27 protein-coding genes are annotated in these 23,563 nt (G+C 41.0%); all 27 read right to left on the minus strand.

The window, feature by feature from the left end:
• Positions 1-37: 37 nt before the first annotated feature.
• The gene (locus NPA43_RS10070; RefSeq protein ID WP_099728071.1) at positions 38-631 is read right to left on the minus strand and encodes a lipoprotein heptaprenylglyceryl N-acetyltransferase LhaT; all 594 of its coding nucleotides are present in this window, start codon (positions 629-631) and stop codon (positions 38-40) included.
• 101 nt (positions 632-732) lie between these two features.
• Positions 733-1,500, minus strand: coding sequence for a menaquinol-cytochrome c reductase cytochrome b/c subunit (locus NPA43_RS10075; RefSeq protein ID WP_099728072.1), 768 nt, complete (start codon positions 1,498-1,500; stop codon positions 733-735).
• A gap of 41 nt (positions 1,501-1,541) precedes the next feature.
• On the minus strand, positions 1,542-2,216 hold the full coding sequence (gene qcrB / locus NPA43_RS10080) for a menaquinol-cytochrome c reductase cytochrome b subunit (RefSeq protein WP_003215804.1): 675 nt from the start codon (positions 2,214-2,216) through the stop codon (positions 1,542-1,544).
• A gap of 2 nt (positions 2,217-2,218) precedes the next feature.
• Positions 2,219-2,725 (minus strand): ubiquinol-cytochrome c reductase iron-sulfur subunit, encoded by a 507-nt coding sequence (locus NPA43_RS10085; protein ID WP_007500911.1) that lies wholly within the window; start codon positions 2,723-2,725, stop codon positions 2,219-2,221.
• Positions 2,726-2,869: 144 nt separating this feature from the next.
• Entirely contained in the window at positions 2,870-3,316 is a 447-nt protein-coding gene (locus tag NPA43_RS10090; RefSeq protein WP_230030325.1) for a YpiF family protein, read from the minus strand.
• A gap of 61 nt (positions 3,317-3,377) precedes the next feature.
• Positions 3,378-3,917, minus strand: coding sequence for a ReoY family proteolytic degradation factor (locus tag NPA43_RS10095; protein ID WP_008344562.1), 540 nt, complete (start codon positions 3,915-3,917; stop codon positions 3,378-3,380).
• Between the two features lie 75 nt (positions 3,918-3,992).
• Entirely contained in the window at positions 3,993-5,264 is a 1,272-nt protein-coding gene (locus NPA43_RS10100; RefSeq protein ID WP_099728074.1) for a tetratricopeptide repeat protein, read from the minus strand.
• Between the two features lie 289 nt (positions 5,265-5,553).
• Positions 5,554-6,840: a 3-phosphoshikimate 1-carboxyvinyltransferase gene (gene aroA, locus NPA43_RS10105; RefSeq protein ID WP_256498735.1), complete on the minus strand. Its 1,287-nt coding sequence runs from the start codon at positions 6,838-6,840 to the stop codon at positions 5,554-5,556.
• Positions 6,841-6,850: 10 nt separating this feature from the next.
• Entirely contained in the window at positions 6,851-7,966 is a 1,116-nt protein-coding gene (locus NPA43_RS10110; RefSeq protein ID WP_099728075.1) for a prephenate dehydrogenase, read from the minus strand.
• 115 nt (positions 7,967-8,081) lie between these two features.
• Entirely contained in the window at positions 8,082-9,179 is a 1,098-nt protein-coding gene (gene hisC / locus NPA43_RS10115) for a histidinol-phosphate transaminase (RefSeq protein WP_099728076.1), read from the minus strand.
• 11 nt (positions 9,180-9,190) lie between these two features.
• Positions 9,191-9,994 carry a tryptophan synthase subunit alpha gene (gene trpA / locus NPA43_RS10120; RefSeq protein WP_099728077.1) on the minus strand — a complete coding sequence of 268 codons (804 nt, stop codon included), beginning with the start codon at positions 9,992-9,994 and terminating at the stop codon, positions 9,191-9,193.
• Positions 9,991-11,190 (minus strand): tryptophan synthase subunit beta, encoded by a 1,200-nt coding sequence (gene trpB / locus NPA43_RS10125; protein WP_099728078.1) that lies wholly within the window; start codon positions 11,188-11,190, stop codon positions 9,991-9,993. The genes trpA and trpB overlap by 4 nt, the downstream gene beginning before the upstream one ends.
• Entirely contained in the window at positions 11,171-11,833 is a 663-nt protein-coding gene (locus NPA43_RS10130) for a phosphoribosylanthranilate isomerase (RefSeq protein WP_256498736.1), read from the minus strand. Before NPA43_RS10130 ends, trpB begins: the two co-directional genes overlap by 20 nt.
• A 2-nt stretch (positions 11,834-11,835) precedes the next feature.
• On the minus strand, positions 11,836-12,588 hold the full coding sequence (gene trpC, locus NPA43_RS10135) for an indole-3-glycerol phosphate synthase TrpC (protein ID WP_099728080.1): 753 nt from the start codon (positions 12,586-12,588) through the stop codon (positions 11,836-11,838).
• Positions 12,581-13,603 (minus strand): anthranilate phosphoribosyltransferase, encoded by a 1,023-nt coding sequence (gene trpD, locus NPA43_RS10140; protein ID WP_249705741.1) that lies wholly within the window; start codon positions 13,601-13,603, stop codon positions 12,581-12,583. The genes trpC and trpD overlap by 8 nt, the downstream gene beginning before the upstream one ends.
• Positions 13,575-15,122 (minus strand): anthranilate synthase component I, encoded by a 1,548-nt coding sequence (trpE, locus tag NPA43_RS10145; RefSeq protein ID WP_256498737.1) that lies wholly within the window; start codon positions 15,120-15,122, stop codon positions 13,575-13,577. The genes trpD and trpE overlap by 29 nt, the downstream gene beginning before the upstream one ends.
• Before the next feature lie 234 nt (positions 15,123-15,356).
• Entirely contained in the window at positions 15,357-15,740 is a 384-nt protein-coding gene (gene aroH / locus NPA43_RS10150; protein WP_099728083.1) for a chorismate mutase, read from the minus strand.
• Positions 15,737-16,828, minus strand: a complete 1,092-nt coding sequence (gene aroB / locus NPA43_RS10155; RefSeq protein ID WP_256498738.1) for a 3-dehydroquinate synthase — start codon at positions 16,826-16,828, stop codon at positions 15,737-15,739. Before aroB ends, aroH begins: the two co-directional genes overlap by 4 nt.
• Complete coding sequence (aroC, locus tag NPA43_RS10160; protein ID WP_256498739.1) at positions 16,828-18,000, minus strand: chorismate synthase; 1,173 nt, start codon at positions 17,998-18,000, stop codon at positions 16,828-16,830. The genes aroB and aroC overlap by 1 nt, the downstream gene beginning before the upstream one ends.
• A gap of 73 nt (positions 18,001-18,073) precedes the next feature.
• Positions 18,074-18,853: a CheR family methyltransferase gene (locus NPA43_RS10165; RefSeq protein WP_099728086.1), complete on the minus strand. Its 780-nt coding sequence runs from the start codon at positions 18,851-18,853 to the stop codon at positions 18,074-18,076.
• 144 nt (positions 18,854-18,997) lie between these two features.
• Positions 18,998-19,444, minus strand: a complete 447-nt coding sequence (ndk, locus tag NPA43_RS10170) for a nucleoside-diphosphate kinase (RefSeq protein ID WP_003216015.1) — start codon at positions 19,442-19,444, stop codon at positions 18,998-19,000.
• Between the two features lie 129 nt (positions 19,445-19,573).
• Complete coding sequence (gene hepT, locus NPA43_RS10175) at positions 19,574-20,536, minus strand: heptaprenyl diphosphate synthase component II (RefSeq protein WP_099728087.1); 963 nt, start codon at positions 20,534-20,536, stop codon at positions 19,574-19,576.
• Positions 20,537-20,560: 24 nt separating this feature from the next.
• Positions 20,561-21,265: a demethylmenaquinone methyltransferase gene (locus NPA43_RS10180; protein ID WP_099728088.1), complete on the minus strand. Its 705-nt coding sequence runs from the start codon at positions 21,263-21,265 to the stop codon at positions 20,561-20,563.
• Between the two features lie 3 nt (positions 21,266-21,268).
• Entirely contained in the window at positions 21,269-22,036 is a 768-nt protein-coding gene (locus tag NPA43_RS10185) for a heptaprenyl diphosphate synthase component 1 (RefSeq protein WP_099728089.1), read from the minus strand.
• A gap of 115 nt (positions 22,037-22,151) precedes the next feature.
• Positions 22,152-22,382: a trp RNA-binding attenuation protein MtrB gene (gene mtrB, locus NPA43_RS10190; protein ID WP_034318894.1), complete on the minus strand. Its 231-nt coding sequence runs from the start codon at positions 22,380-22,382 to the stop codon at positions 22,152-22,154.
• Positions 22,383-22,405: 23 nt separating this feature from the next.
• The gene (gene folE, locus NPA43_RS10195; RefSeq protein WP_099728090.1) at positions 22,406-22,975 is read right to left on the minus strand and encodes a GTP cyclohydrolase I FolE; all 570 of its coding nucleotides are present in this window, start codon (positions 22,973-22,975) and stop codon (positions 22,406-22,408) included.
• Between the two features lie 190 nt (positions 22,976-23,165).
• Positions 23,166-23,444 carry a non-specific DNA-binding protein Hbs gene (hbs, locus tag NPA43_RS10200; RefSeq protein ID WP_003215863.1) on the minus strand — a complete coding sequence of 93 codons (279 nt, stop codon included), beginning with the start codon at positions 23,442-23,444 and terminating at the stop codon, positions 23,166-23,168.
• Positions 23,445-23,563: the final 119 nt, after the last annotated feature.

The raw sequence follows: 23,563 nt of genomic DNA on the forward strand, positions 1-23,563 counted from the left end.
AGCGTATGAAGAAAAGGACAAGGTTAGACCAACATTGTTAAGGGAGTTCAAGCTTGACCGATTTTTTCGATAGGACGAGATAATACGAAACAAGAAGAACAGCGATACTCAACCAAAACGTGACATAGCCGATCTCATTCGAATATGCAGAAAGCACAGAATACCGCGGCATCATACCAAATACATAATCAATCACATCATTATGTAAAATCCAAATGCCAGCTACAACCAAATGGCGCATGTGAAAACGGTAATAAGGCGCAAATAATACGGCCTGAACCGCCATCGCAAAGTGTGAACCAATCAGCATATACCCTTCCCACGGGAAATCATCAACCGAAACGAGCACAAAAATATTCATTCCTACAGCCCATAACCCATATTTAATCAAGGTCACAAGCGCAAGCGCTTCAAAATAAGGGGCGTGACGTTTCATCAGAAAGGCTAGCAATACAAATAAAAAGAAAAAGCTTGCCGTTGGGCTGTCTGGAACAAAAGCTAAAAAGATAGCCGGCGTCTCTACGAGCTGCGGAATATACCAATAGTAGCCGTACACAGTGCCAAGGAAATTAACAATAAGCACCAGTACAAGCATGTAGCGCGTGGCTAGCAGATATTGAATCCATCTCATATGTCTCTTCACTCACGATCTGTTAAAATCAGAAAAAAGCTGACAGCGCCAGCTTTTTTCTCTTTTGAGTATATCCTTGTACTTGCATTTAAACAACTGAATTATTTTGATTTGACCTCAGATAAATATTTAGAGAGCTTTTCAAGTTCTTCATCGCTGCCTTTAAAGATACCCTTAGGCATGTTGCCTTTTCCTTCTACAGCAATTTTAGCAATTTCCTCAGGCGGAAGACCGTTGTCAACAAGTGACGGTCCAGCTGCTCCGCCTTGCATATTATCCCCGTGACAGGAGATACATGTCTGCTCTTGATAAATTTTATACTCTTCGGCTGAGGTGTCAATCTCCGCTTCTTTCTTAATTTCACCTTGTTTCGCAGCTGCTTCCCAATCATGAGTAGCAACAGACTCCCAAGTTAAATATATTGCTGCACCAACTGCAAGGATCATCATCCCCACTGCAACCGGTCTTCTATACGGTCTGCGTTCAGGACCAGAATCAAGAAATGGTGCGAGCAATAGTGCACCAAACGCAATCCCAGGCATAATCATCGCGCCAACTACAGTATAGCTTCCTGCAGCAAATTCATATTTTAATAACTGGTACAAAAATAGGAAATACCAGTCTGGCAGCGGAATGTAGCCAGTATCTGTTGGATCAGCCATCCGCTCAAGCGGAGGTGCATGAACAACAGTTAGGACAAGAAATCCAATTAAAAAAACGGCACCTACAAGCCATTCCTTTAAAAGAAAGTTCGGCCAAAAGGCTTCTGTTTTTCCCGGATATTCGGAATAGTCTTTAGGTATGTTAGGTTTCCTTTCTGCCGGAATTCTAGAATCTCCGACAAACTTCATCCCTTTTCCCCTATGCAAAGTCATCCCCTCCTCATTGAACATTCATCAAACGCAAATTTTTATAGCGGTCCAGAAATTCCTTGCTTACGAATCATAATAAAGTGGGCAGCCATCAGCCCAAATAATGCCGCTGGCAAGAAAAAGACATGGATAGCGAAAAATCTCGTCAGCGTTTGTGCTCCTACAATGTCAGGATGACCTGCAAGCAGCGTTTTGATCTCTTTTCCAATGAAAGGTGTTGCCTCTGCAATTTGAAGACCAACCTTCGTCGCAAACAGCGCCTTCATATCCCATGGTAAAAGATAACCTGTAAAACCAAGTCCAAGCATCACAAAGAAAATGAGCACACCAACAATCCAATTTAACTCTCTAGGCTTTTTATACGCCCCTTGGAAAAAGACCCTTAGCGTATGTAAAAACATCATGACAATCACTAGACTCGCACCCCAGTGGTGCATTCCTCTGACAATCTGACCAAATGCCACTTCATTCTGCAAATAATAGACAGATTCCCATGCATTTTTAATGTCCGGCACATAATACATCGTTAAAAACATGCCCGAAAGGACTTGAATGACTGTCACAAAAAACGTTAGACCGCCAAAACAATACACAAAAGCGGAGAAATGATGCGCTGGATTGACGTGCTCTGGCACCTCATGATCCGCAATATCTCTCCATATCGGTGTAATGTCTAGCCGCTCATCTACCCAGTCGTAAATCTTGTTAAGCATCGTTACCCTTCCCCTTTCGGCACAGCTTTTCCAAGATAGAGGTATCCGTCCTTCACTTGCTGCTTATAATGGTCAAGCGGTGCAAGCGGTGGAGTTCCGGGTACGTTTGTACCATCCTTGTCGTACAGCCCATAGTGACACGGGCAGAAAAATTTGTTTGGATTTTTCGGATCACTGTTCCAGTTCACTGTACATCCTAAATGTTTACAGATTGGCGATAAAGCGACAATTTCATCCCCTTCTTTGTACACCCATGCTGACCTAGATTCCTTTGACTCATACCACGCATCTACTTGATCAATTTTAAAGTCAAAGCGCTTCGGTTCCTTCGTCAGTTCATCGACACTGACAACTTGAACCATATCCTGATCCTCTGTTCCTTTTAGCACAGGGTCAAGCGCAAAGCGAACCATAGGCATGAGCATTCCAGCGGCCATAAATCCCCCCACGCCGGTCAACGTGTAATTCAAAAATTGACGCCTGGACACTCCATGTCTCTTCTCGCTCATTTTTTTCTCCCCCCCTCAGGTCGTCAGCTACTTTATAACTGAATTAGAAAAAATTTCATAAAACTAGGACACCCTCATAATATATCAATCTATTCACAAGGTCAACAGCCTAAAAAGCTATGTACAATGCAAATGTAAGGGTTTTTATGAAGGGTTCCATTTTTGTAACAAAAAGTTCAAAATTTGTTCTACACTATCTTGAATGACTTTTTGCTTTAATTCGACCTTTAAGTGCTCTAGCGGAACCGGCTTCAACAGAAATAGTGTTTCACTGATTTCTGAATGCTCCTTCCAGTTGTGATCAGATGTGATGAACACGACATGCTGAAAATGCTCTTGTAAGGACTGCTTGACCGCAAGTGTGTCGTCTTGTTTACGATCAATTACTTCTAAATATGTATGTGATGGAAAAAGAAACACTCGCCCTTTCAGTTGCCTTTCAAGTTCCTCTGCCACAAGAATTGTAAACTCACCTAGAGACACGGTTTGTTTGATTTGGTTCGCATCTATTCCAACTAATGGAATGATAGCGGTATCAATGTAATCTTTAGATTGCAAAAAGCGATCCGCATCCTCCGCCTGAAACTTCATCTATTTCCCCTCTTTCATGACATAAGCCCTGCCTGTATAGGGCAAGGCTTATTGGTTCAGTTTATGATAATAGGCTTAATTCTTTTGCTAACTTATTAAATGTTTCTTGATCATGACGGTCAAGTGCTTCATCTATTTCTTTCATAAGTCGTTCTTTTTGGAAAGTAGCGATAGAGTGCTCGAGCACTTTCTCAGCAAGATCTTTATCTTTTTCATTTTCATAAAGATCCTTTGGAATATGTGGATTTGTTTCAAGAACAGCTGCATATTCCGGCGAACGATACGCAGAACGGAAATTCAATTGAATAAACAAATCTTGCTGTTTATTCAAACGAATATCATGAAATGACTTTTCAGCATCTGTCGTCATAATGTTTTCTTTATAAAATCTAAAGGGAACTTCATCCACACAGTGTGTTGACATAATGATTCCCCTTGGGCAAAATTCTGCTTGCTCTACAAAATGAACCTTTTCCATCAAAGAGTCGTGACTCATTAAATAATTTAATATCCAAACACACTCTCTTCGCTTTAACTGATAATGGTTTAAGAACCACCGGATAAATTCCTTTTTTTCATTGACAGAAACAGGGGTCTGCATGTTATTCCCTCCTCTATCGTAAATTAAATTGCTATACATGAATTATTCAACAAACCAGTTCTTCATTCCTGCAAACTATAAGGAAATTTCGTCTTCAATTCTTAAAATCGTTTCTTCAATTTCTTCATTCGTGCCATCTTTCTGAAGAACTTTACGCAATAACGGCAAGGCTTCTTTTTGTCTGCCTTCTTCTAAAAGGAACGAAGCGTATTCATATAAAAAGTCACGCTCCTCATCAAAATCAGGCAGAGCAAGCTTGAAGTACTCGGCTGCTTCTTTGTATTCCTCTCGTCCGACAGAAGCAGATGCAGCATACCAATTCCATTTTGGATCATCTTCCCCAAAACTTTTCACTTCTTTAATGACATCAAGGATTTCATCAAAAAGTTCTTCATTTAGATAGATCGCAAGCAATGTTTGAATCGCTTCAATATATCCTGGATCAAGAGCAAGTGCTTCTTGAAGCAGCTTTTTCGCATCTTCTGAATCACCATTTTTCAAATCAATCTTTGCACCATATAAATATAATTCTTTGTTATACTCATCAACTTTAATACCCTCTTTTACTACCTCTAAAGCCTCGTGATATAGCCCTTCTTCCTCATAACTTTTCGCTAAAGGCATATAAAGTGATGAATAAGACGGATCAATATCTTTTAGTTGTGAAAGCTGCTGAATGGCTGTTTTCGTTCTGCCAGCTCTCATCGCTGTAAATCCATAGCCAAAGAGTGTATTCGGGTCCGCTTGATCTTTTACTGCCTTTTCGTACCATTCAAGCGCATCCTCAAATTCCCCAGCTGTGCTGAGGGATTCAGCGAGCCGCTGGTATACATTGACGCCGCCAACCTCATTTTGTTGATCTGCCACTTTGTAGAAATAGTCGGCTGCTTTCTTTGAAAGCCCTTGAGAAAAATACAATTCACCTAATGCAAAATCAATGATGGCTTCATTCGGAAGTAGTTCTTTCGCTTTTAAAAGCTTTTGTTCACTGACTTCAAATAGTCCTTGCATTTGATACAAATCTGCCATTAATAATAAACTCTCTGGATACGCATCGTCATCTTCAGGAATCGTTTCTAATACAGCAATCGCCTTCTCTTCTTCATCTGAGTCAATTAATAGCTCTGCATAAAAACACGTTAATCCGGTTTCCTCTGGATATAAATCATGTAAATCACTAATGAGATTCCGCGCTTTGTCGATATCTCCCCAGTCATAATATAACTGAGCTGCCTGCGCTTTTTCTTCATCATGCAACTGCTTTTCTGCTCGAGCAAGTGTTTGAAGTCCTTTTTCAGTCTCACCTGCCTCAACTAATTTTATGGCTTCTTGTAATGAACTATTCAAATCAAACCGTTCCTTTCTGTTTCCAAAAACTTAAACTGTTGTTACTTCATATCATAATCGACAGCTACACATCCAGCAAATATGTTGCCCTTTTAAAATGAACCCATTTTAGTTTTTTAAAAACTCTTTTTCAATTAATCCTTTACGAAACTGACGATTTATAAACTGCAGGCACTCGAAAATCATTTTTTATCGGGCAAAATGATTTTTTTCAAGGTTTCACCTTGAGACAAGCTATGCTATATTTCTTTCAAATATGCAAAAGGAAAGAAAAAGCCTGAGGACATCCTCAGACTGTTTTCGTTAAGTATGCAATGTGTTCAAAGAAATTCGGGTAAGATACACGCACGGCATCTGTATCTTCAATCTCGACTGCTTGTTCTGTGATACATGCGGCAATTCCTAACATCATACCGATTCTGTGATCTCCGTAGCTTGAGACGACTGCACCGCCTGTAAGCGTGGTTTTACCATGAATTTTCATTCCATCATCCGTTGCTTCAATATCGGCACCAAGTTTTTTGAGTTCAGAAACCACTGTATCAATTCGATTGGTTTCTTTTACTTTTAACTCAGCAGCATCTTTAATGATCGTCGTTCCTTCCGCTTGGGTAGCAAGAAGCGCAATAATAGGAATTTCGTCTATGAGTCTTGAGATCATATCACCAGAAATTTCAATCCCTTTTAATGAAGAGGTAGAAATCGTTAAATCACCATATGGTTCTCCGCCTTTGGCATCCACTTCATTGATGTCAAGATTCGCACCCATTTGTTTCAGCACATCAATAATACCCGTTCTTGTTTTATTTAGGCCGACATTTTTTAATACAATCCGGCTGTTAGGAACGATAGATCCAGCTACAAGGAAGAACGCAGCTGAAGAGATGTCCCCAGGGACAAATATATCTGTTGCTTTTAACGTTTGTCCACCTTTGATTGAAACACTTTGTGCATCTTCATTTAGCGAGACACCAAACATTGAGAGCATTCTTTCTGTATGATCTCTTGATTTATGTGGTTCAGTTAACGTCGTCGTTCCATCTGCTTGAAGTCCAGCTAAAAGGACAGCAGACTTAATTTGTGCACTTGCAACAGGAGACTCATAAGAGATGGCTTTTAAATTGCCACCACGAATAGACAGTGGCGTATACTCGCCGTTTGCTCTGCCATCTATTTTGGCTCCTAGTTGTTTAAGCGGACCCGTCACCCGTTTCATTGGTCTTTTGGCAATACTTTCGTCACCGATCATTGTACTGTGAAACTCACAACCAGCTAAGATCCCCATCATTAATCGAATGGTTGTACCAGAATTACCAACATCGAGGATGTCAACCGGCTCCTTAAGCTCTTTCAATCCCTTGCCATGAATGATCACATCTGTACCTTTTTGTTCGATTTCAACGCCCATCTTTCTAAAGCAATCAATCGTACTTAAACAATCGGCTCCAGGAAGAAAGTTTTTCACCACCGTTGTCCCATCAGCAATTGCACCAAACATCACGGATCTATGAGAAATGGATTTATCGCCTGGAATATGAATTTCTCCGTTCATAGGAGCATTTTTATGAATTTTCATGTTTGTCACCTCAGTCAGCATAAAATGTATCGTAATTCGCTCTCTTTTTTATACAGATTTCTGCACGCTTGCGATCATCATCTGTTTGAAAACTAATGCGTAAAATCCCGTTAATGTCTTCTCGTGTTTCAATAATCCGGATATTCGTAATACTGATGTTTTCACTAGCTAAATATCCTGTAATCTCCGAAATGACCCCCGGGTGATCCGGAACATCCACATAAAGGTCATAGAAAGCAGGAATCGCTCCTTTTTTCCTCAGAGGAAGACCATCGCGATATTCCTTTGCATCTTGAAAATATGAGAACAATCCTTCAGCGTCTTCTTGTTGCACAAAAGACTCAATGCGGTCGATCTCTTTTTTCCATTCATGGAACCGATCTAAAATCTTGTTTTTATTGTGCAGAAGGATATCTCGCCACATTGCAGGATTACTTGAAGCAATTCGCGTAATATCACGAAAGCCTCCAGCAGCAAACCGTTTTACAAGAGGAAATTGTTCTTCAAAATGATGCGCTTGATGCACAAGACTGGCTGCCACAATATGAGGGAAATGACTAATAACACTTGTCACAGCGTCATGTTCTTCTGGGGTCATCTCAATGAAATGAGCATGTGTCCCTTTTAGCAAATCCTTCAAACGATCAACAGCCTGACGATTCGTTTCCTTTGCCGGCGTTAAAATGTAGAATGCATTTTCAAATAAAAAGTCTTTCGCTGCAATGACACCTGACTTATGAGAGCCTGCCATTGGATGTCCACCAATAAATTGGTAGTGATCAGGCAGCGTTTTTTCAGCAAAATTGACGACCTTTTGCTTTGTGCTGCCAACATCAGTAATCGTGAGCTCTCTTTCAATCCCAGATGCTGCAATATCACTAAGCATCTTGACTGTTTGTTGGACTGGCGTTGCCAAAATAATGGTTGATGCTTCATTTAGACCTGCCATTAATGAATCGGCTGTTGCATCAATGATACCCAGCTTTGTTGCAGCAACCATTTGCTCTTTGGAAACATCGTAGCCTACAATTTTTTTATGAGGATACTCTTTTTTAATCGACAGTGCAATGGAACCACCAATTAAACCAAGTCCAGCGATTAATATTGTTTCGTTTGCATCGTTCATGTTCATCACCTGATTTTTCGCAAAAATTAAACAAGCCATTTCAAAAGCTTATATGTATATTGGATTGGTACAATGAAAGCCATATCCTATAGCAGGATATGACTTCATTGTTATGCTACGCACGAATGCCTTGTAATAAATCGGCAAGTGTAGTTAGAATTTCTTCATTTTGCTCCTTTGTTCCCACAGTAATACGTAAAGAAGTTGGGAAACCAAGTGCTTTACCAGAACGAACAATATAGCCTTTTTTCAATAATGCTTGAAACAGTTCGTCTGCATCTCTTTTAAAATCAATGAGTACAAAGTTTGTTTGAGACGGATAGATAAATAGTCCAAAACGGTCAGCAAATTCTTGATATTGCATAAGACCTGCTTCATTTTTTTGTCTACACGATTGAATAAAGTCTTGATCTTTTATGGCTGCACGCGCAGCTGCCTGAGCGATACGACTTGTATTAAATGGCTCTCTCGCTGGTTCAATGGCAGTAATCAGTTCCTCTGACGCAATCCCATAGCCTACTCGAAGCGCCGCAAGCCCATAGGCTTTAGAAAACGTACGAAGTACGATGATATTTTGATATGAGTTTAATAAAGATAAACTGTTCGGGAAGTCTTCCGCCCGAACGTATTCAAAATACGCTTCATCTAGAACGACAAGCACGTGAGGTGGTACTTGATCTAAAAACGCCACAAGCTCTGCTTCTGATAAATGATTCCCAGTCGGATTATTTGGATTACATACCCACAAGACCTTCGTTTTTTCATCAATCGCATCCAGCATCCCTTGGAGATCGTGAGCTCCTTCCTCTAAAAGAGGCACTTCTCGAATCTCTGCATGTTCAATCACTGCATTGTGACGGTATTGCGGAAAAGATGGAGACGGAATGACGGTATTTGTATGTTGGTCAAGGAATGCTCTAGCAATAATTTGCACAAGTTCATCTGAGCCATTCCCGAATATTAATTGTTTTTCACTCACTTGAAGAAATTCGGCCAGTTCCGTTCTTAAACTCGCGCTGTATCCATCTGGATAAATCGCTAATTGTTCAAGCTCGGCTTGTATCGCCTCTCTTGCATGTGTGGAACATCCAAAAGGGTTTTCATTTGAAGCCAATTTCACAATTTTGTCTAATTGATATTCTTTTTTGACCTCTTCAATTGGTTTCCCAGGTTGATACGGTTTTAGTTGTTTTAATTGATCCTTGATTTGCAAAATGTTTCACCTCATTTGAATGAATAGAGGGGACTAAATGTTTTTGCATATGTTTCAAATTCTCTTAACGCATCTTGACGTGTATCACTTGCTAACAATTGTTCTTGAAGCTCTTCAATTTTTTTCACAAGTGCACTGCCTACAACGACACCGTCACTCAATTTATTCATTGAGTCTACCTGCTCTCTTGTTGAAATGCCAAAACCTACCGCAACCGGTATGTGACTCAGCTGTTTCACTTGTTGAATAAAATCAGTAATTGATGCGTCAAAGGATTGCCGGACACCTGTTACACCAAGAGATGAAACACAATACACAAAACCTTCTGCCTGCTCTACGATTTTTTCTAATCGTTCTTTGCTTGTTGGTGCAACGAGCGAAATATATGAAATGTCATGTGTTTGACAGTTCTCTTGCAGCTCGCTGCTCTCTTCAAACGGCAAGTCGGGTGTTAAGAGTCCCGAAATATGATTTTTGCGCAGTAAAGCGAAAAAGTATTCTGTGTCTAATTGTAACACAGGATTGTAATACGTAAATAGAATTACGGGAATTTCCACACCGTTTTTTTTCATCTTCCCTGCTAATTCTATCGCTTTTACGATATTCATGCCATGATTTAGAGCTCTTTTGGAGGCTCTTTGAATGACAGGACCGTCCGCTAGTGGATCGGAATAAGGAACACCTAGTTCAATCGCATGTGCACCAGCTGCTTGAAGAGTGATGGCTAAATCAATGGTGATCTCTTCTGACGGATCTCCTGCCGTGATAAATGGAATGAATAATTTCTCATCTTGCTCTAATTGAAATGTGATCATTTTGTTTTGTCCTCACTTTCAAGCACATTCATTAATGTATGCACATCCTTATCTCCTCTTCCTGACAGGCAGACAAGGACGATTTCGTCTTCACTCATATTCCGGCTCATCTCAAACGCTTTGGCTAAGGCGTGTGCTGATTCAATCGCTGGCAGGATTCCTTCTTTTTCTGTCAGCAGCTTTAGCGCATCTAGTGCTTCTTGATCAGTGGCACTGACATATTGAACCCGGCCGCTTGCATGCAAATATGCGTGCTCTGGTCCGATCCCGGGATAGTCTAATCCAGCGGAAATAGAATACGGCTCAATAATTTGGCCAAATTCGTCTTGGATCAGATATGTTAAAGATCCATGAATTACACCTTTTGTTCCTTTCGTGATGGTCGCTGCATGAAGGGGGGTATCTATTCCTTTCCCTGCTGCTTCTACACCAATGATATCTACCTCTTCATCTAAGAACGCTCGGTACATTCCAATGGCATTACTCCCGCCGCCAACGCAGGCAATGACTTTATGAGGAAGCTGACCTTCTTTTTCAAGTATTTGCGATTTTGCCTCATCACCGATCATCCGCTGGAATTCACTGACGATTTGAGGATACGGATGAGGTCCAACGACTGATCCAATCATATAAAAATGATCGCTGCAGTGCTGGACCCAATAGCGGATGGCTTCGTTGGTTGCATCTTTTAATGTGCCGTTCCCGCTTGTGACAGGTATGACCTCAGCGCCGAGCAGTTTCATTCGGAATACATTGAGTGATTGTCTTTCCACGTCTTCTTTTCCCATAAATACGGTGCAGGATAATCCAAACTTTGCTGCCACCGTTGCAGCGGCTACTCCGTGCTGACCTGCTCCTGTTTCGGCGATAATGTTTGATTTCCCCATTTTTTTCGCTAGCAGGGCCTGACCAAGTGCATTGTTAATTTTATGAGCGCCTGTATGGTTTAAATCTTCTCTTTTTAAATAGATTTTTGCACCACCGACGTATGCTGATAATTGGTCAGCATATGTGAGCGCAGTCGGTCTGCCTGAATAGTTTTTCAGAAGCGATATATATTCCTTTTGAAAAGCAGGGTCTTCTTTTAAGTCACGAAATGCTTTCTCGATTTCTTCTAGTGGCTGCATGAGCGTTTCTGGGACAAATTTCCCTCCGAATTCTCCATATCTGCCAATCTCATTTGGATATGCGTACATCGTTTAACATCCTTTCTTCGAGCGCTTTGATCTTTGCTATGCTTTTCTTCCCGTTTTCTTCTATTCCACTTGAAAGATCGATCGCTTCTGGACCATAGGCAAGTAGCTCTGTAATCGTTACTGGTGTCACTCCGCCTGCAATGACGCAATTTTTGCTCAAATGCTTTGCATGCTGAACATATGAAGGTACCGCCTCCCATGCAAAAGCTGTTCCAGAACCGCCTCTCATCCCTTTTACTTTCGCGTCAATGAGAAAGCCGTCGACAAAGGGCGCAAATGCCGTCATTTTTTCGAGCGTTCCTGTTAAATTGGGCTCGTGGTGAAATACTTTCCATACAATAGCCCCTGTTTGCTCTTTTATTTCTTTTGCGTGTTCTCGTGTTTCATCTCCATGAAGCTGGACGATATCTAAAGGAATGTACTTTATGATGTCGCACACTTTTTGTATCTTTTCATTCACAAATACACCGGCGGTATCTTTCTCGCACTTCGTTTGTGCTAGCCATTGCTTCACTTGATCTGGATGGACCTGTCTTTTACTTGGAGCAAAGATAAATCCGATCGCATCCGCTTGAGATTGCGCGATGCAATCGACGTCCTCTTGCGTGACAGCCCCGCAATATTTCACATAAGGCTTCGTCATGTTCATTCTCCAAACAACGCTTTAACGGCTTTTTCCTGAGATTGCTCTCTCATTAATGATTCGCCAACAAGAACAGCGCTTGCTCCATGATTCTTCACAAAGGTCAGATCATCAAATGTCTGAATACCGCTTTCACTCACTAGTAAGACATCCTTTGGAACAAGTGGTGCAATCTCTTTTGTTTGCTCGACTGTTGTTGTAAATGTATTTAGATTCCGGTTGTTCACTCCAATGATCTCAGGGGTGAAAATGTTTAAAATGTTTGCCAGTGTATCTGCTGCATGTACCTCAACGAGGACATCAAGTCCTTTTTCTTTTGCTTCAGCATACAGCTCATACAGCTTTTGCGGCTCAAGGACTTCTCCAATTAATAAGATGGCATCAGCCCCTATGCGTTTTGATTCTTCTACTTGTATGGAATCAATGATGAAATCTTTTCTTAAAATTGGACATGCTACGTGTTCTTTAATGAGGGACAAGTACTCGTTTTTCCCTTGGAAAAACGGTTCATCCGTTAAGACAGATAAGCAATCTGCATTTGATTTTTCGTATGCTTTTGCTGTTTGTAAAGGATCAAAATTTGGCTGAATGATGCCTTTGGAAGGAGACGCTTTTTTTACCTCAGCAATAAGTCCGATCGAGCGATGAGGGTTCATAAGTGCTGCTTTAAATGATCGTCTTTCATAGTGTCCATCATCAGGTAATTGCAAGGTTTGGATATGTTCTTTTTTACGCGCGATAATTTGATTAAGCATAGATCTCTTCCTCTTTCTTTTTTTGTTTTAGACGGGCCAATTGTTCTTTGGCTGCGCCATTTTTAATCGTTTCTAACGCTTTTAATGTTCCTGCCATCAGACTTTCTGACTTTCCTGCGACATATAGTGCTGCTCCAGCATTGAGGGCTGTAATATGAAGCGGCGCTCCTCCCGTTTGATGATTCAATATATTCTGAATTAAATTAGCACTCTCTTCCGGTGACTGGACCTGAATGTCTGATAAGTGCCCTTTTTTCAGTCCAAAGTCTTCTGGGTTTAGTGTATATTCTGTTATGACATTTTTCCTGAGTTCAATGACATATGAATTTGCTGTAATCGTTAATTCATCCAGCCCATCTTCTCCGCAAACAAACAGGACATGTTCTGGCTCTAAAGGCGCAAGGGCTTTCGCCATTAATTTTGCCTTTTCCTTTGAATACACCCCGATGATTTGCTTTTTGGCTTGCATCGGATGGCAAAGCGGACCTAATAGATTAAATACCGTCCGAAATCCAAGCTGCTTTCGGACTGCTGCTACTTGTTTCATAGATGAATGATAGAGCGGTGCAAATAAAAAGCCCATGTTTTTCTGCTGTATTTGTTGTCTTGTTTCTTCTGGTGTGGACTGAATTTGGATCCCAAGACATTCTAGCACGTCAGCACTCCCGCTTTTAGAAGAGACCGACCGATTTCCATGCTTGGCGATTTTGGCACCAGCAGCAGATGCTACAATGGCTGCGGCAGTTGATATATTAAATGTCGATAGCCCATCGCCTCCTGTACCGCACGTATCAACGACATCAAACGACGCTTCCATTGGCGCTGCATTTTGCCTTATTGCTTTCACGAAGCCTGTCATCTCTTCAGAGGTTTCCCCTCTAAGCGCTAAAATGGATAGACTTGCAGCGACTTCAGCATCTGTTAAAGAGCCGCTCATCATATCATGCATGAGTCTGTTCGCTTCATTTTCTGATAGAAATCCTCCATTAACAAGAGCTGATAGTCGTTGATTCATCTTGCACACTCTCCTTTTCTGAGAAAATATGTTCAGCAAGCTGAATGGCTTTCAGAAGCGCCCCTGCCTTGTTACATGTCTCTTCCCATTCATTTTCAGGAACAGAATCAGCGACAATACCAGCGCCTGCTTGTATAGAGGCGGTCTGATTTTTAACGCTCATGGTGCGAATGGTAATACAGGAGTCGATATTGCCGTCGAATCCAATATAAGCAATACAGCCGCCATACGTTTCTCTTGGCTCTGGCTCCATTTCATTTAATAATTGCATCGCCCTAATTTTCGGTGCACCTGTTAATGTGCCTGCTGGAAAAGCAGACATAAGCGCATCGACTGGATTCGTATCTTGCTTCAGCTTTCCTGTCACAATGGAGATGATGTGCATGACGTGTGAAAAGTTCACTACTTTTGTAAAAGTCGGGACGGATACACTGCCGTATTCTGCCACGCGGCCTACATCATTTCTGGCAAGGTCTACTAACATATAATGCTCTGCTTTTTCTTTTTCATCATCTAGCAGCTCTCTCGCTAGTGCAGCATCCTCTTCTTTTGTCGTTCCTCGTTTTCTTGTGCCTGCGATTGGATGAATTTCTAAGTGCCCATTCTTGGCATGAATTAATCGTTCTGGCGAGCTTCCGACTAAATCGCGATCCTTTAATTTCATAAAATACATATAGGGAGATGGATTCACAATCCGAAGCACGCGGTACAATTCAAATGAACTCACTGACACAGGGATATCAAAGCGCTGTGAGAGTACGCCTTGGAAAATATCACCCGCTCTAATGTACTCTTTGATTTTTTCTACGTCCTTTAAAAATTGCGTTTTTTCATATGTTGACGTCACTTGTTCAAAGGACGGTGGTTCGTTCATATTCGCTGATAAAATCAGTTCTTTCATATCAATCTTCGTGTGAAGCTGCTGAATCAAATATTCAAGCCGCTCTTGATTTTTCTTGTAAACTTGTATTTTTTCGTCCTTTGTTTCATTTCCAGTCAGCTGAGTGTATTGAATAAAATGAACATGATTCGTTTCATGGTCAAAAGCAATCATCGTTTGACAGACAAATAATGTGCAATGATCTGTCGGCGATGCGTTCCTATGCGGCCTGACAGAAGGTTCAATGCTTGGGATGAGATCGTAACTTAAGTACCCAACGGCCCCGCCTGTAAACGGGATATCAACATCTGGTGTCTTGATTTGATATTGCTCTTTCATCCAGTCTAGTAAATCTTTCAGCTCTTGCTTTTGCATCACTTCCTGCCCAGCAGCGTCACGTGCAATATATTGGTCTTGGTCGTCATGCAAGGTTAAGAAAGGGTGTAATCCGATGAAGGAATATCTCGACCAGCTAGAAGATTCGTCTTTGCTTTCTAGCAGATACACAATATCCTGTTTGAGTTTCTCGACAATTTGAATGGGTGAAAGTGTATCGACTGTAATGGTTTCAACAATCGGGATCGTTTTGTAGGACTCACTGTCCCTTAAAAATTGGGTAAGGTTTGATTGGGATTTCATAAGCACACTCCTTAAATGGGATTAAGGAGAATGAGGGGACATATAGAGGGTTTGTGTGAGTATACGAAATAAGCCTAAAAGAGGTTTGCTCTTTTAGGCAGTATGATTAAATAGAAGTATCGTATCTCTGTGCTCAACTCTACTCATCTCAACTACCCTAGTCTCATTCTCATCTTCTCTAAGCTTGCATTTGCCGTTTACACCTATGTGTAAACTTCGGCTGTTCATATCGTATTATAATTCCTTGTTTTTTGTCAACTGTAAATCAGGGCGAAGCGTAACGGCTCCTTCTAAGTACACATGCTGTATGTCTTCCTGCTTTGTATCTGTCTGGACGGTCATTAACACCCGAATGCACTGTTTTAGACCGCCATCAATGTCAAGCTCCTGCATACAAGTGACAGGCACATATGTCCAGCCTTCAAACTGACGAAGTGCTTTTGCCGGAAAAACGGAGTGAATATCTTGTGTAGCTGAAATCAAGATCTGCACGACACGCTCTGGATCTACTTGGTTTTTTGAAATAATGGCTTCTAGCAGCTGTTTCGTTTTGTTTAACACTTCTTTTTCTGTATCTTCTGTCACAGTTGTAGCCCCACGTATCCCTCGAAACATCATAGACACCCCTCCTCCCGTTTCCATTCTTCGAGCCAATGATACAGCTCATCTTTTGTGAAAGAATGCAGGGTAGCGTCTCCAACCTGTTTTAATAAAACAAATTGAACACTGCCCCCTCTTGCCTTTTTATCACCAATCATGCGATCAACAAATGTTTTCGTTGAAATATCTTGCGTGACTTGTACTGGGAATCCCAGTTCGTTCATCCACATTTTTAGTTCCTTACGATGAAGGCGGAGTCCTAGTTGCTTTTCGCTCACATATAAAGCAAACTGCATGCCAATCGCAATTGCATCTCCGTGAGTGATGGCTCCGTATCCATACTCCGCTTCAATGGCATGCCCAAGTGTATGGCCTAAATTCAAATATGCGCGCACGCCTTGTTCTTTTTCGTCTTCTTGAACAATCGATGCTTTGACTTGGATCCCTTGATACAGCATATGTGCCAGCTCGCCCTTTGATAATTCGGTCAAAGAACGAATGGACATCAGTTCTGATAAAAAGTCTTCACTTGAAATCAGCGCATGTTTGATGACCTCAGCGAAGCCCGATCTCAGCTCAATTTGAGAAAGTGTCTCAAGCATACTCGTATCATAGATCACAGCTTTCGGCTGATGAAACGCACCTATTAAATTTTTACCAAGCGGATGATTGATCCCTGTTTTCCCGCCGACTGCACTGTCATGTGCCAGCAGGGTCGTCGGAACTTGAATAAAATCAATGCCTCTCATATAAGTGGCAGCAGCAAAGCCAGCCAAATCCCCAATTACGCCTCCTCCCAGCGCAATGATGCACGAGGAGCGATCGAGCTGAAATTGAATGGCTTTCGTATGAATATGCTCAAACTGCACAAAAGATTTCGATTGTTCTCCGTTTGGAACCACCACTTTTTGTACAGACCACTTCTGTTCAAGTAATCGCACCATTTCATCACCGTAAATAGCATCAACGGCTGAATCTGTGATGATCATGAGCTTGGTAAAGGAATGCCCAGTGGAAGTCATCAAGTCTACGATATTGCGTTTAATCCCATCACCGATATATACAGGATAAGTGGCTGAAGACGTCTTCACTTCCAGTGTTTTCATTAAAACTCCCTCTGAAGCTGGCGCATTTTTTCAACATTTTCTTTAATGCGATCTATTTGGTCAAGACCAAACTGCTCAACGACTGCATTGGCAATTTCCCATGCCACGACTGCTTCTGCGACAACACTTGCGGCAGGAACAGCACAGCTATCAGAACGCTCAATACTTGCAGAGAAAGGCTCTTTCGTTTCAATATCAACGCTTTGAAGCGGCTTATAAAGAGTTGGGATTGGCTTCATGACCCCTCTAACGACAATCGGCATGCCAGTTGACATTCCGCCTTCAAGACCACCTAAGCGATTTGTTTTTCTCGTATAGCCTTTTTCTTCATCCCAGATGATTTCATCATGGACCTCACTGCCATTTTTAGAAGCCGCCTCGAAGCCAATACCGAATTCAACCCCTTTAAAAGCGTTGATGCTAAGGACAGCGCCCGCGAGCTTGCTGTCCAATTTGCGGTCATAATGAACATAGCTGCCAACTCCAACTGGCATACCTTCAACAATCACTTCGACAATGCCGCCAATCGAATCGCCATTTTTCTTAGCTTCATCGATGGCATCCATCATTTTTTGACCTGCTTCACTGTCATAACAACGAACTGGTGATTCTTCTGTTACCTTTTGCAAATCTTCAATAGACTCATATGCAGTATCAGCTGCTTTCACTCCGCCAATTTCAAGGACGTGACCAGCTATCTTGATCCCTAGATGAGCTAAGATTTGTTTGGCTACTGCTCCTGCTGCCACGCGAACTGTAGTCTCGCGGGCTGATGAACGCTCTAATACGTTTCGCATATCACGGTGACCATATTTAATCGCACCATTTAAATCCGCATGTCCTGGTCTTGGACGGGAGATTTGACGCTTCATTTCACTCTCTTCTTCCTCAGTGATCGGCTCTGCCCCCATCACCTTTGTCCAGTGTTTCCAGTCATTATTTTCAACAACAAGTGTAATAGGAGAACCTAATGTTTTCCCGTGGCGAACACCACTTAACACTTTTGCTTGATCTTTTTCGATTTGCATTCTTCTTCCGCGGCCATGACCTTTCTGTCTTCTAGCCAGTTCATAATTGATATCATCCTGCTCTATGTAAAGTCCCGCTGGAACTCCTTCAATAATTGTGGTCAGTTGTGGACCATGTGATTCACCTGCTGTTAAGTACCTCATGACTTAATCTCCCTTCATCGCATTAACGCTTTTAAGTAAAACTATGATAACACACTTGCTACTAAAAAGTCAGCTAGATACCCTTCTTTTGATAAAAGAAAGTATCAGCAGATGTCAGTCCAAACTTTTCCGGGTGAAAAATTTGTTCTGTAGAGCCAACAAATAACACACCATTTTGCTTTAAACTGTTGCTCATTTTCAAGTAAATCTCTTCTTTCGCCTCTTCTGTAAAATAAATAAGTACATTTCGGCAGACGATGAGATCAAGCTGTTTTTCATATGGATCTGCTAAAAGGTTGTGCTTCTTAAATTGAATGTGCTTTCGAATCTCATCTTTCACAGTGTAAAATGAAGAATCTTCTTTTGTGAAATATTTTTGTTTGATCTGATCTGGCACCTCTTGCAGAGAGCGTTCATGATATCTTCCTTTTTGTGCTGATTGCAGGACTTTATCATCAATATCAGTTGCAATAATTTGGAAGTCCTTCACAAGAGGATGACTTGACAGCAGCATCGAAAGGGTATACGGTTCTTCTCCTGTCGAGCATGCTGCACTCCATATCTTTACGTTTCCACTATTTTTTAAAAGCAGCGGAAGAATTTTTTGCTCAAGTACTTCCCAGCGCTGATAGTTTCGGTAAAATTCTGACACATTAATGGTCATTCTGTCCATTGTTTCATCTAACAGCACTCTATCCTTTTCAAGAGCAGCCGCGAATGTTTCAAAATCTTTATATCCTTTTTTATCATAAAGTGATGTTAATCTTCGTTTCATTTGTGCTTCTTTATAGAGATTCAGATCAACCCCGGTTAGTTTTTTCCATTTTCCAACAAATACTTGATATTGATCCATCAATGTCCTCTCCTGTCTCATCTATCTTTGTCCTAGTATAGCTGTTTTTATCAAAAATTTGTATCATCTCATGCGAAATTTCGTATAGAAATATCAATATAAAAAAGCCAAAGTGCTCAATTGATGAACACCTTGGCTTGAACCTTAATAAATCCAGCTTGAGATGGTTTGATCCCAGTTTGTGAGTTCTTCTTGTTTAAAGAATAAGTTGATTTCTCTTTCAGCACTTTCTGGTGAGTCTGAGCCATGGATAATGTTTTTTCCAACGGTTAACCCATAATCTCCTCTTATTGTGCCAGGCAGTGCTTCTTTCGGGTTTGTTTTTCCAATAATCTGCCTTGTCACGTCTACTACCTGTTCACCTTGCCATACCATAGCAAATACAGGTCCTGACGTAATAAAGTCAACCAATTCTCCGAAAAATGGTTTTTCTTTATGCTCTCCGTAATGTGTTTCTGCTACTTCTTTCGGAATACTCATTAGTTTTGCACCAACAAGCTGAAGTCCCTTTTTTTCGAACCTTGACACAATTTCACCGATTAATTGTCTTTCAACACCATCAGGTTTAACCATAAGAAATGTTTTGTCCATATACGTTTTCCACCCCGTCGTTATGTATGTATAGGCTTACATTGTTACAGAGTGATCGTATCATTTTTTTTTGTAATAATCAATTTTTGACAAAAAATTTCACAAAAAAACCAATCAACCAAAAGTTGATTAGAATTTTCGTTTCCCAATATATTTTGCAATGGAGGCTAATGACGTTTTCGCTCGTCCACGTGGAAGCTTGTCAAGCTGTTCAAATGCCTTTTTCAAATACATTTCACTCACTCGAATGGAGCGGTCAATCGCATCTGTTTGTTTGAGATGTTCAATTACAGGCTTCAGCTGCTTTTCGGTCGTTTCGCTATTAATCAGCTTCAATTGTCCTTCTAGTGTCGGATCCTTTAGTGCATATAAGACTGGAAGTGTGACATTCCCTTGTAAAAGGTCTCCGCCAACAGGCTTCCCTAGCTCTTCTTCAGTTGATGTGAAGTCAAGGACATCATCAATGATCTGGTAAGACATGCCAACATAGTATCCAAACCAGTAAAGGGCTTTATGTGTTTTTTCATCTGTCCCTGCTGCAATGGCACCTAATTGACAGCTGCCTGCAATGAGCAAGGCTGTTTTTCTCTTAATTCTTCTTAAATATGTACGAAGGTTTTGATCCATGTTGTATTTGTCTTTTACTTGCTCTATTTCACCAAGACAGAGCTCGACAACCATTTTTGACAAAATTTCATGTGCCATTGGGTGATTGATCTTTGTCATGTACTCAAGCGATCGTGCAAACAAGTAATCCCCTGTGTACATGGCAATTCTATTGTCCCATTTTGCCTTAATCGTTGGCTTTCCTCTTCTCAGCTCTGCATCATCAATGACATCATCATGAACAAGCGATGCCATATGAATTAATTCCAGGGCAACAGCAACATATTTAATTTTATTAATGTCATAGTCGCCAAACATGCCTGAAAGGAGAACAAAAACGGGGCGGATTCGTTTTCCGCCCGCTTGCAGCAAATGAAGACCTGCTTCACTTAATAATGCATAATCAGAGCGAACTGTTTGTTCAAGCTCTTTTTCAATTATATCGATATCATGATTTAAAAAAGAGATCATTGCTTTTAGTTTCATTATCTTCACCCAAATATCGTTTATTCAAAGCTTCTTTCCGATATGTGTTGCTGCTACACCGCCTGTAAATGGATGATACGAGACATCAGACAAACCGGCCTCTTCGAAAAGAGCCGCCAGCTCTTTCATGCCAGGGAACGTTTTGGCTGATTCTTGAAGCCATGAATACTCCTGATAGCTTTTGGCAAACAGCTTACCAAAAAGCGGCATGATGTATTTGAAATAGACATAATAGCCTTGTTTAAAGCCAATCATCTCAGGCTGTGATGTCTCAAGGCAGACAACCATTCCACCAGGCTTCACCACTCTTGTCATTTCCTTTAACACCGTTAAGTAATCAGGGACATTTCGAAGACCAAAACCAATTGTCACATAATCAAATGTGTTATCCTCAAAAGGAAGCTCCATTGCATTGCCATGGATCAATTCAATTTGATTGTAGCCCCCTGTCTTCACCTTCGTTTCACCAACACTCAGCATATTTTTACTAAAATCAAGGCCTTTGACCTCGCCCTTTTCTCCGGCAGCGTCTGCAAGCGCAATGGTCCAATCGGCTGTCCCGCAGCATACATCTAATGCTTTGGCTCCTTTTTGAACATTCATGAGCTTCATTGTTTTATCGCGCCATTTTTTATGCTGTTTAAAGCTGATGACAGAGTTCATCTGATCATAGTTTTTATAAATTTTTTCAAATACACCGTGTACTCGCTGTTCTTTTGATTGCTGCATGACTTACCCTTCTTCCACTTTCTGATGGTACGCAGGCTCATTTTTCATATGATCCAAGCGATTTAATAGCTCTTTTTGAACGACCGGAGATGAATCAAGATACTTCTTGATCGGCAGTTTGGCTTGCTCATAGCCTTCATTCTCAAAGTTGTCAAAACATGTATAGGCGTCCGTATAGCTATCGTTCAAAAAAAGTTTTAAATGTTTGTCATCTTCTGCTTGTTTCATAAAACGCTTATAAACAAGGAAACGACTTGCAATCTCATTCCAATGCGTTAATTGAAAATGCTCAGAAATCCTTTGGAATAGCGCAGACTCCACTGTAGCTACACTTTTGTAAAAGTGCGCTGCATCTTGAATGGATCGATCATACAGTCTAATTTTATGTTCATTAATCTCTTTAATTGCCGTAGCGAGCGTGCGGATCATGTAAATGTCTTTCATGTCAGAGAGAAGAGAATAATAGAGACCGCTGAAATAGTCTCCTGCTAGGATGGTCAGCTGACGATTTTTGAATTCGTCTTGTTTGATGGCTGCAGCAGTTGTGACTTCGTCATGGGTATCAAGGGCAATTTGCACAAGCATCGCCGTTAGAATATAATTTTCTTTTTTCTCTGCATCAATTTGAGCTTCATCAAACATAGCATGAAAAAGAAGGAGCTTATCTTCATCGATGAGTGGCGCACGCAAATGCTTTGCCAAATAAGGATGAGAAAGCTTTTTATTTAATTTTATATTTAGATTAGATAAAATTCCGTAGATGTCTTGCAAAGATATCACCCTTGTCCCAAAAATTACAGTTTCATATGTAGCCCTGCACATTGTATAGAGATTTATTATACCATATGAGCTCTCACTTTTATGCTATCAAGTGCATACTCGTGCTCTATTTCTTTGCTTCGCTTTGAATTTCACCGAAGCTTGTTTGAATGACAGCATCGCCTCTTACTTTGATGGCTGACGTATGCTCAGTAAATTGTGCGATAATGACTTCACCTTTATCGAGCTTTTCGGAATGGTGAAATCTTGTATCAGAGCCTCTAGTTAAGCCGATTACGTTTACACCATTATCAATGGCTTTAATGACCACAAAATCAGATGCTTTTTTTTCACTCAATCTGTTCACCTTCCATCTATTGATTAGTCGTTTTTAATAAAGGAAAGCACTTCTGCTCTTGCTGCCGCATCCTTTGCAAATGTGCCGCGCACTGCTGATGTGACCGTTTTGGCACCAGGCTTTTTCACTCCGCGCATCGTCATGCACATATGCTCAGCTTCAACGACAATCATCACACCATGCGGATTTAGTGTTTCCACCATACTATCTGCAATGGTTGATGTAATGCGTTCCTGAAGCTGCGGGCGCTTTGCAACGGCCTCTACTGCTCTTGCAAGCTTGCTAAGTCCCGTTACTTTCCCGCCGCGCGGAATATAAGCGACATGGGCTTTTCCATAGAAAGGTACAAGGTGGTGTTCACACATTGAATGGAAAGCAATATCTTTTACAAGAACGAGTTCTTCATGATCTTCACCAAAAATGGTTTTAAAATGTTCTTTTGGATCTTCATTTAATCCCGAAAACACTTCTTCATACATTTTTGCTACTCGTTTTGGGGTATCAAGAAGTCCTTCACGATCCGGATCTTCTCCGATTGCTTTTAATATATCGCGTACAGCGTGTTCGATTAGTTCTTTATTTATTTCACTCATGTATTATATCCTCCAAAGGCGATTACATTTCAATCAGATTCTAGCACACTTCAGATCCTAAAAGCAAAGGAGAGCGTTCTAAACGAACCTTTTGAATCAAAAGGAAAAGCCCCTTATCGAAGGGGCTTTTCTAGACTAGTGTGAAACTGTATATGTATAACTCCTTAAATAGGATGATTACACATAACGATTATTTACCTGCCACCGCATCTTTAAGTGCTTTACCTGGTTTGAAAGCAGGTACTTTGCTTGCAGGGATTTCGATCTCTGCACCAGTTTGTGGGTTACGTCCTTTACGAGCTGAACGCTCACGTACTTCAAAGTTACCAAAACCGATAAGTTGGATTTTGTCACCATTTTTAAGTGCATCTAAAATTGTATCAAAAACAGAGTCAACTGCTTTTGTCGCGTCTTTTTTAGATAACTCGCTTGCTTCAGCAACCGCGTTAATAAGTTCTGTCTTGTTCATGCCTTTCACCTCCTCCCAAAAATATGCATTCAGTAGATTGTTATCATTTCTTCACAATTCATCTTCTTTCTATACACTTTTTTTGAAAAAAAGAGCGTCTAGAAAGCGTCATACATGGC

The sequence above is a fragment of the Bacillus pumilus genome (assembly GCF_024498355.1).
Lineage (GTDB): Bacteria > Bacillota > Bacilli > Bacillales > Bacillaceae > Bacillus > Bacillus pumilus_P.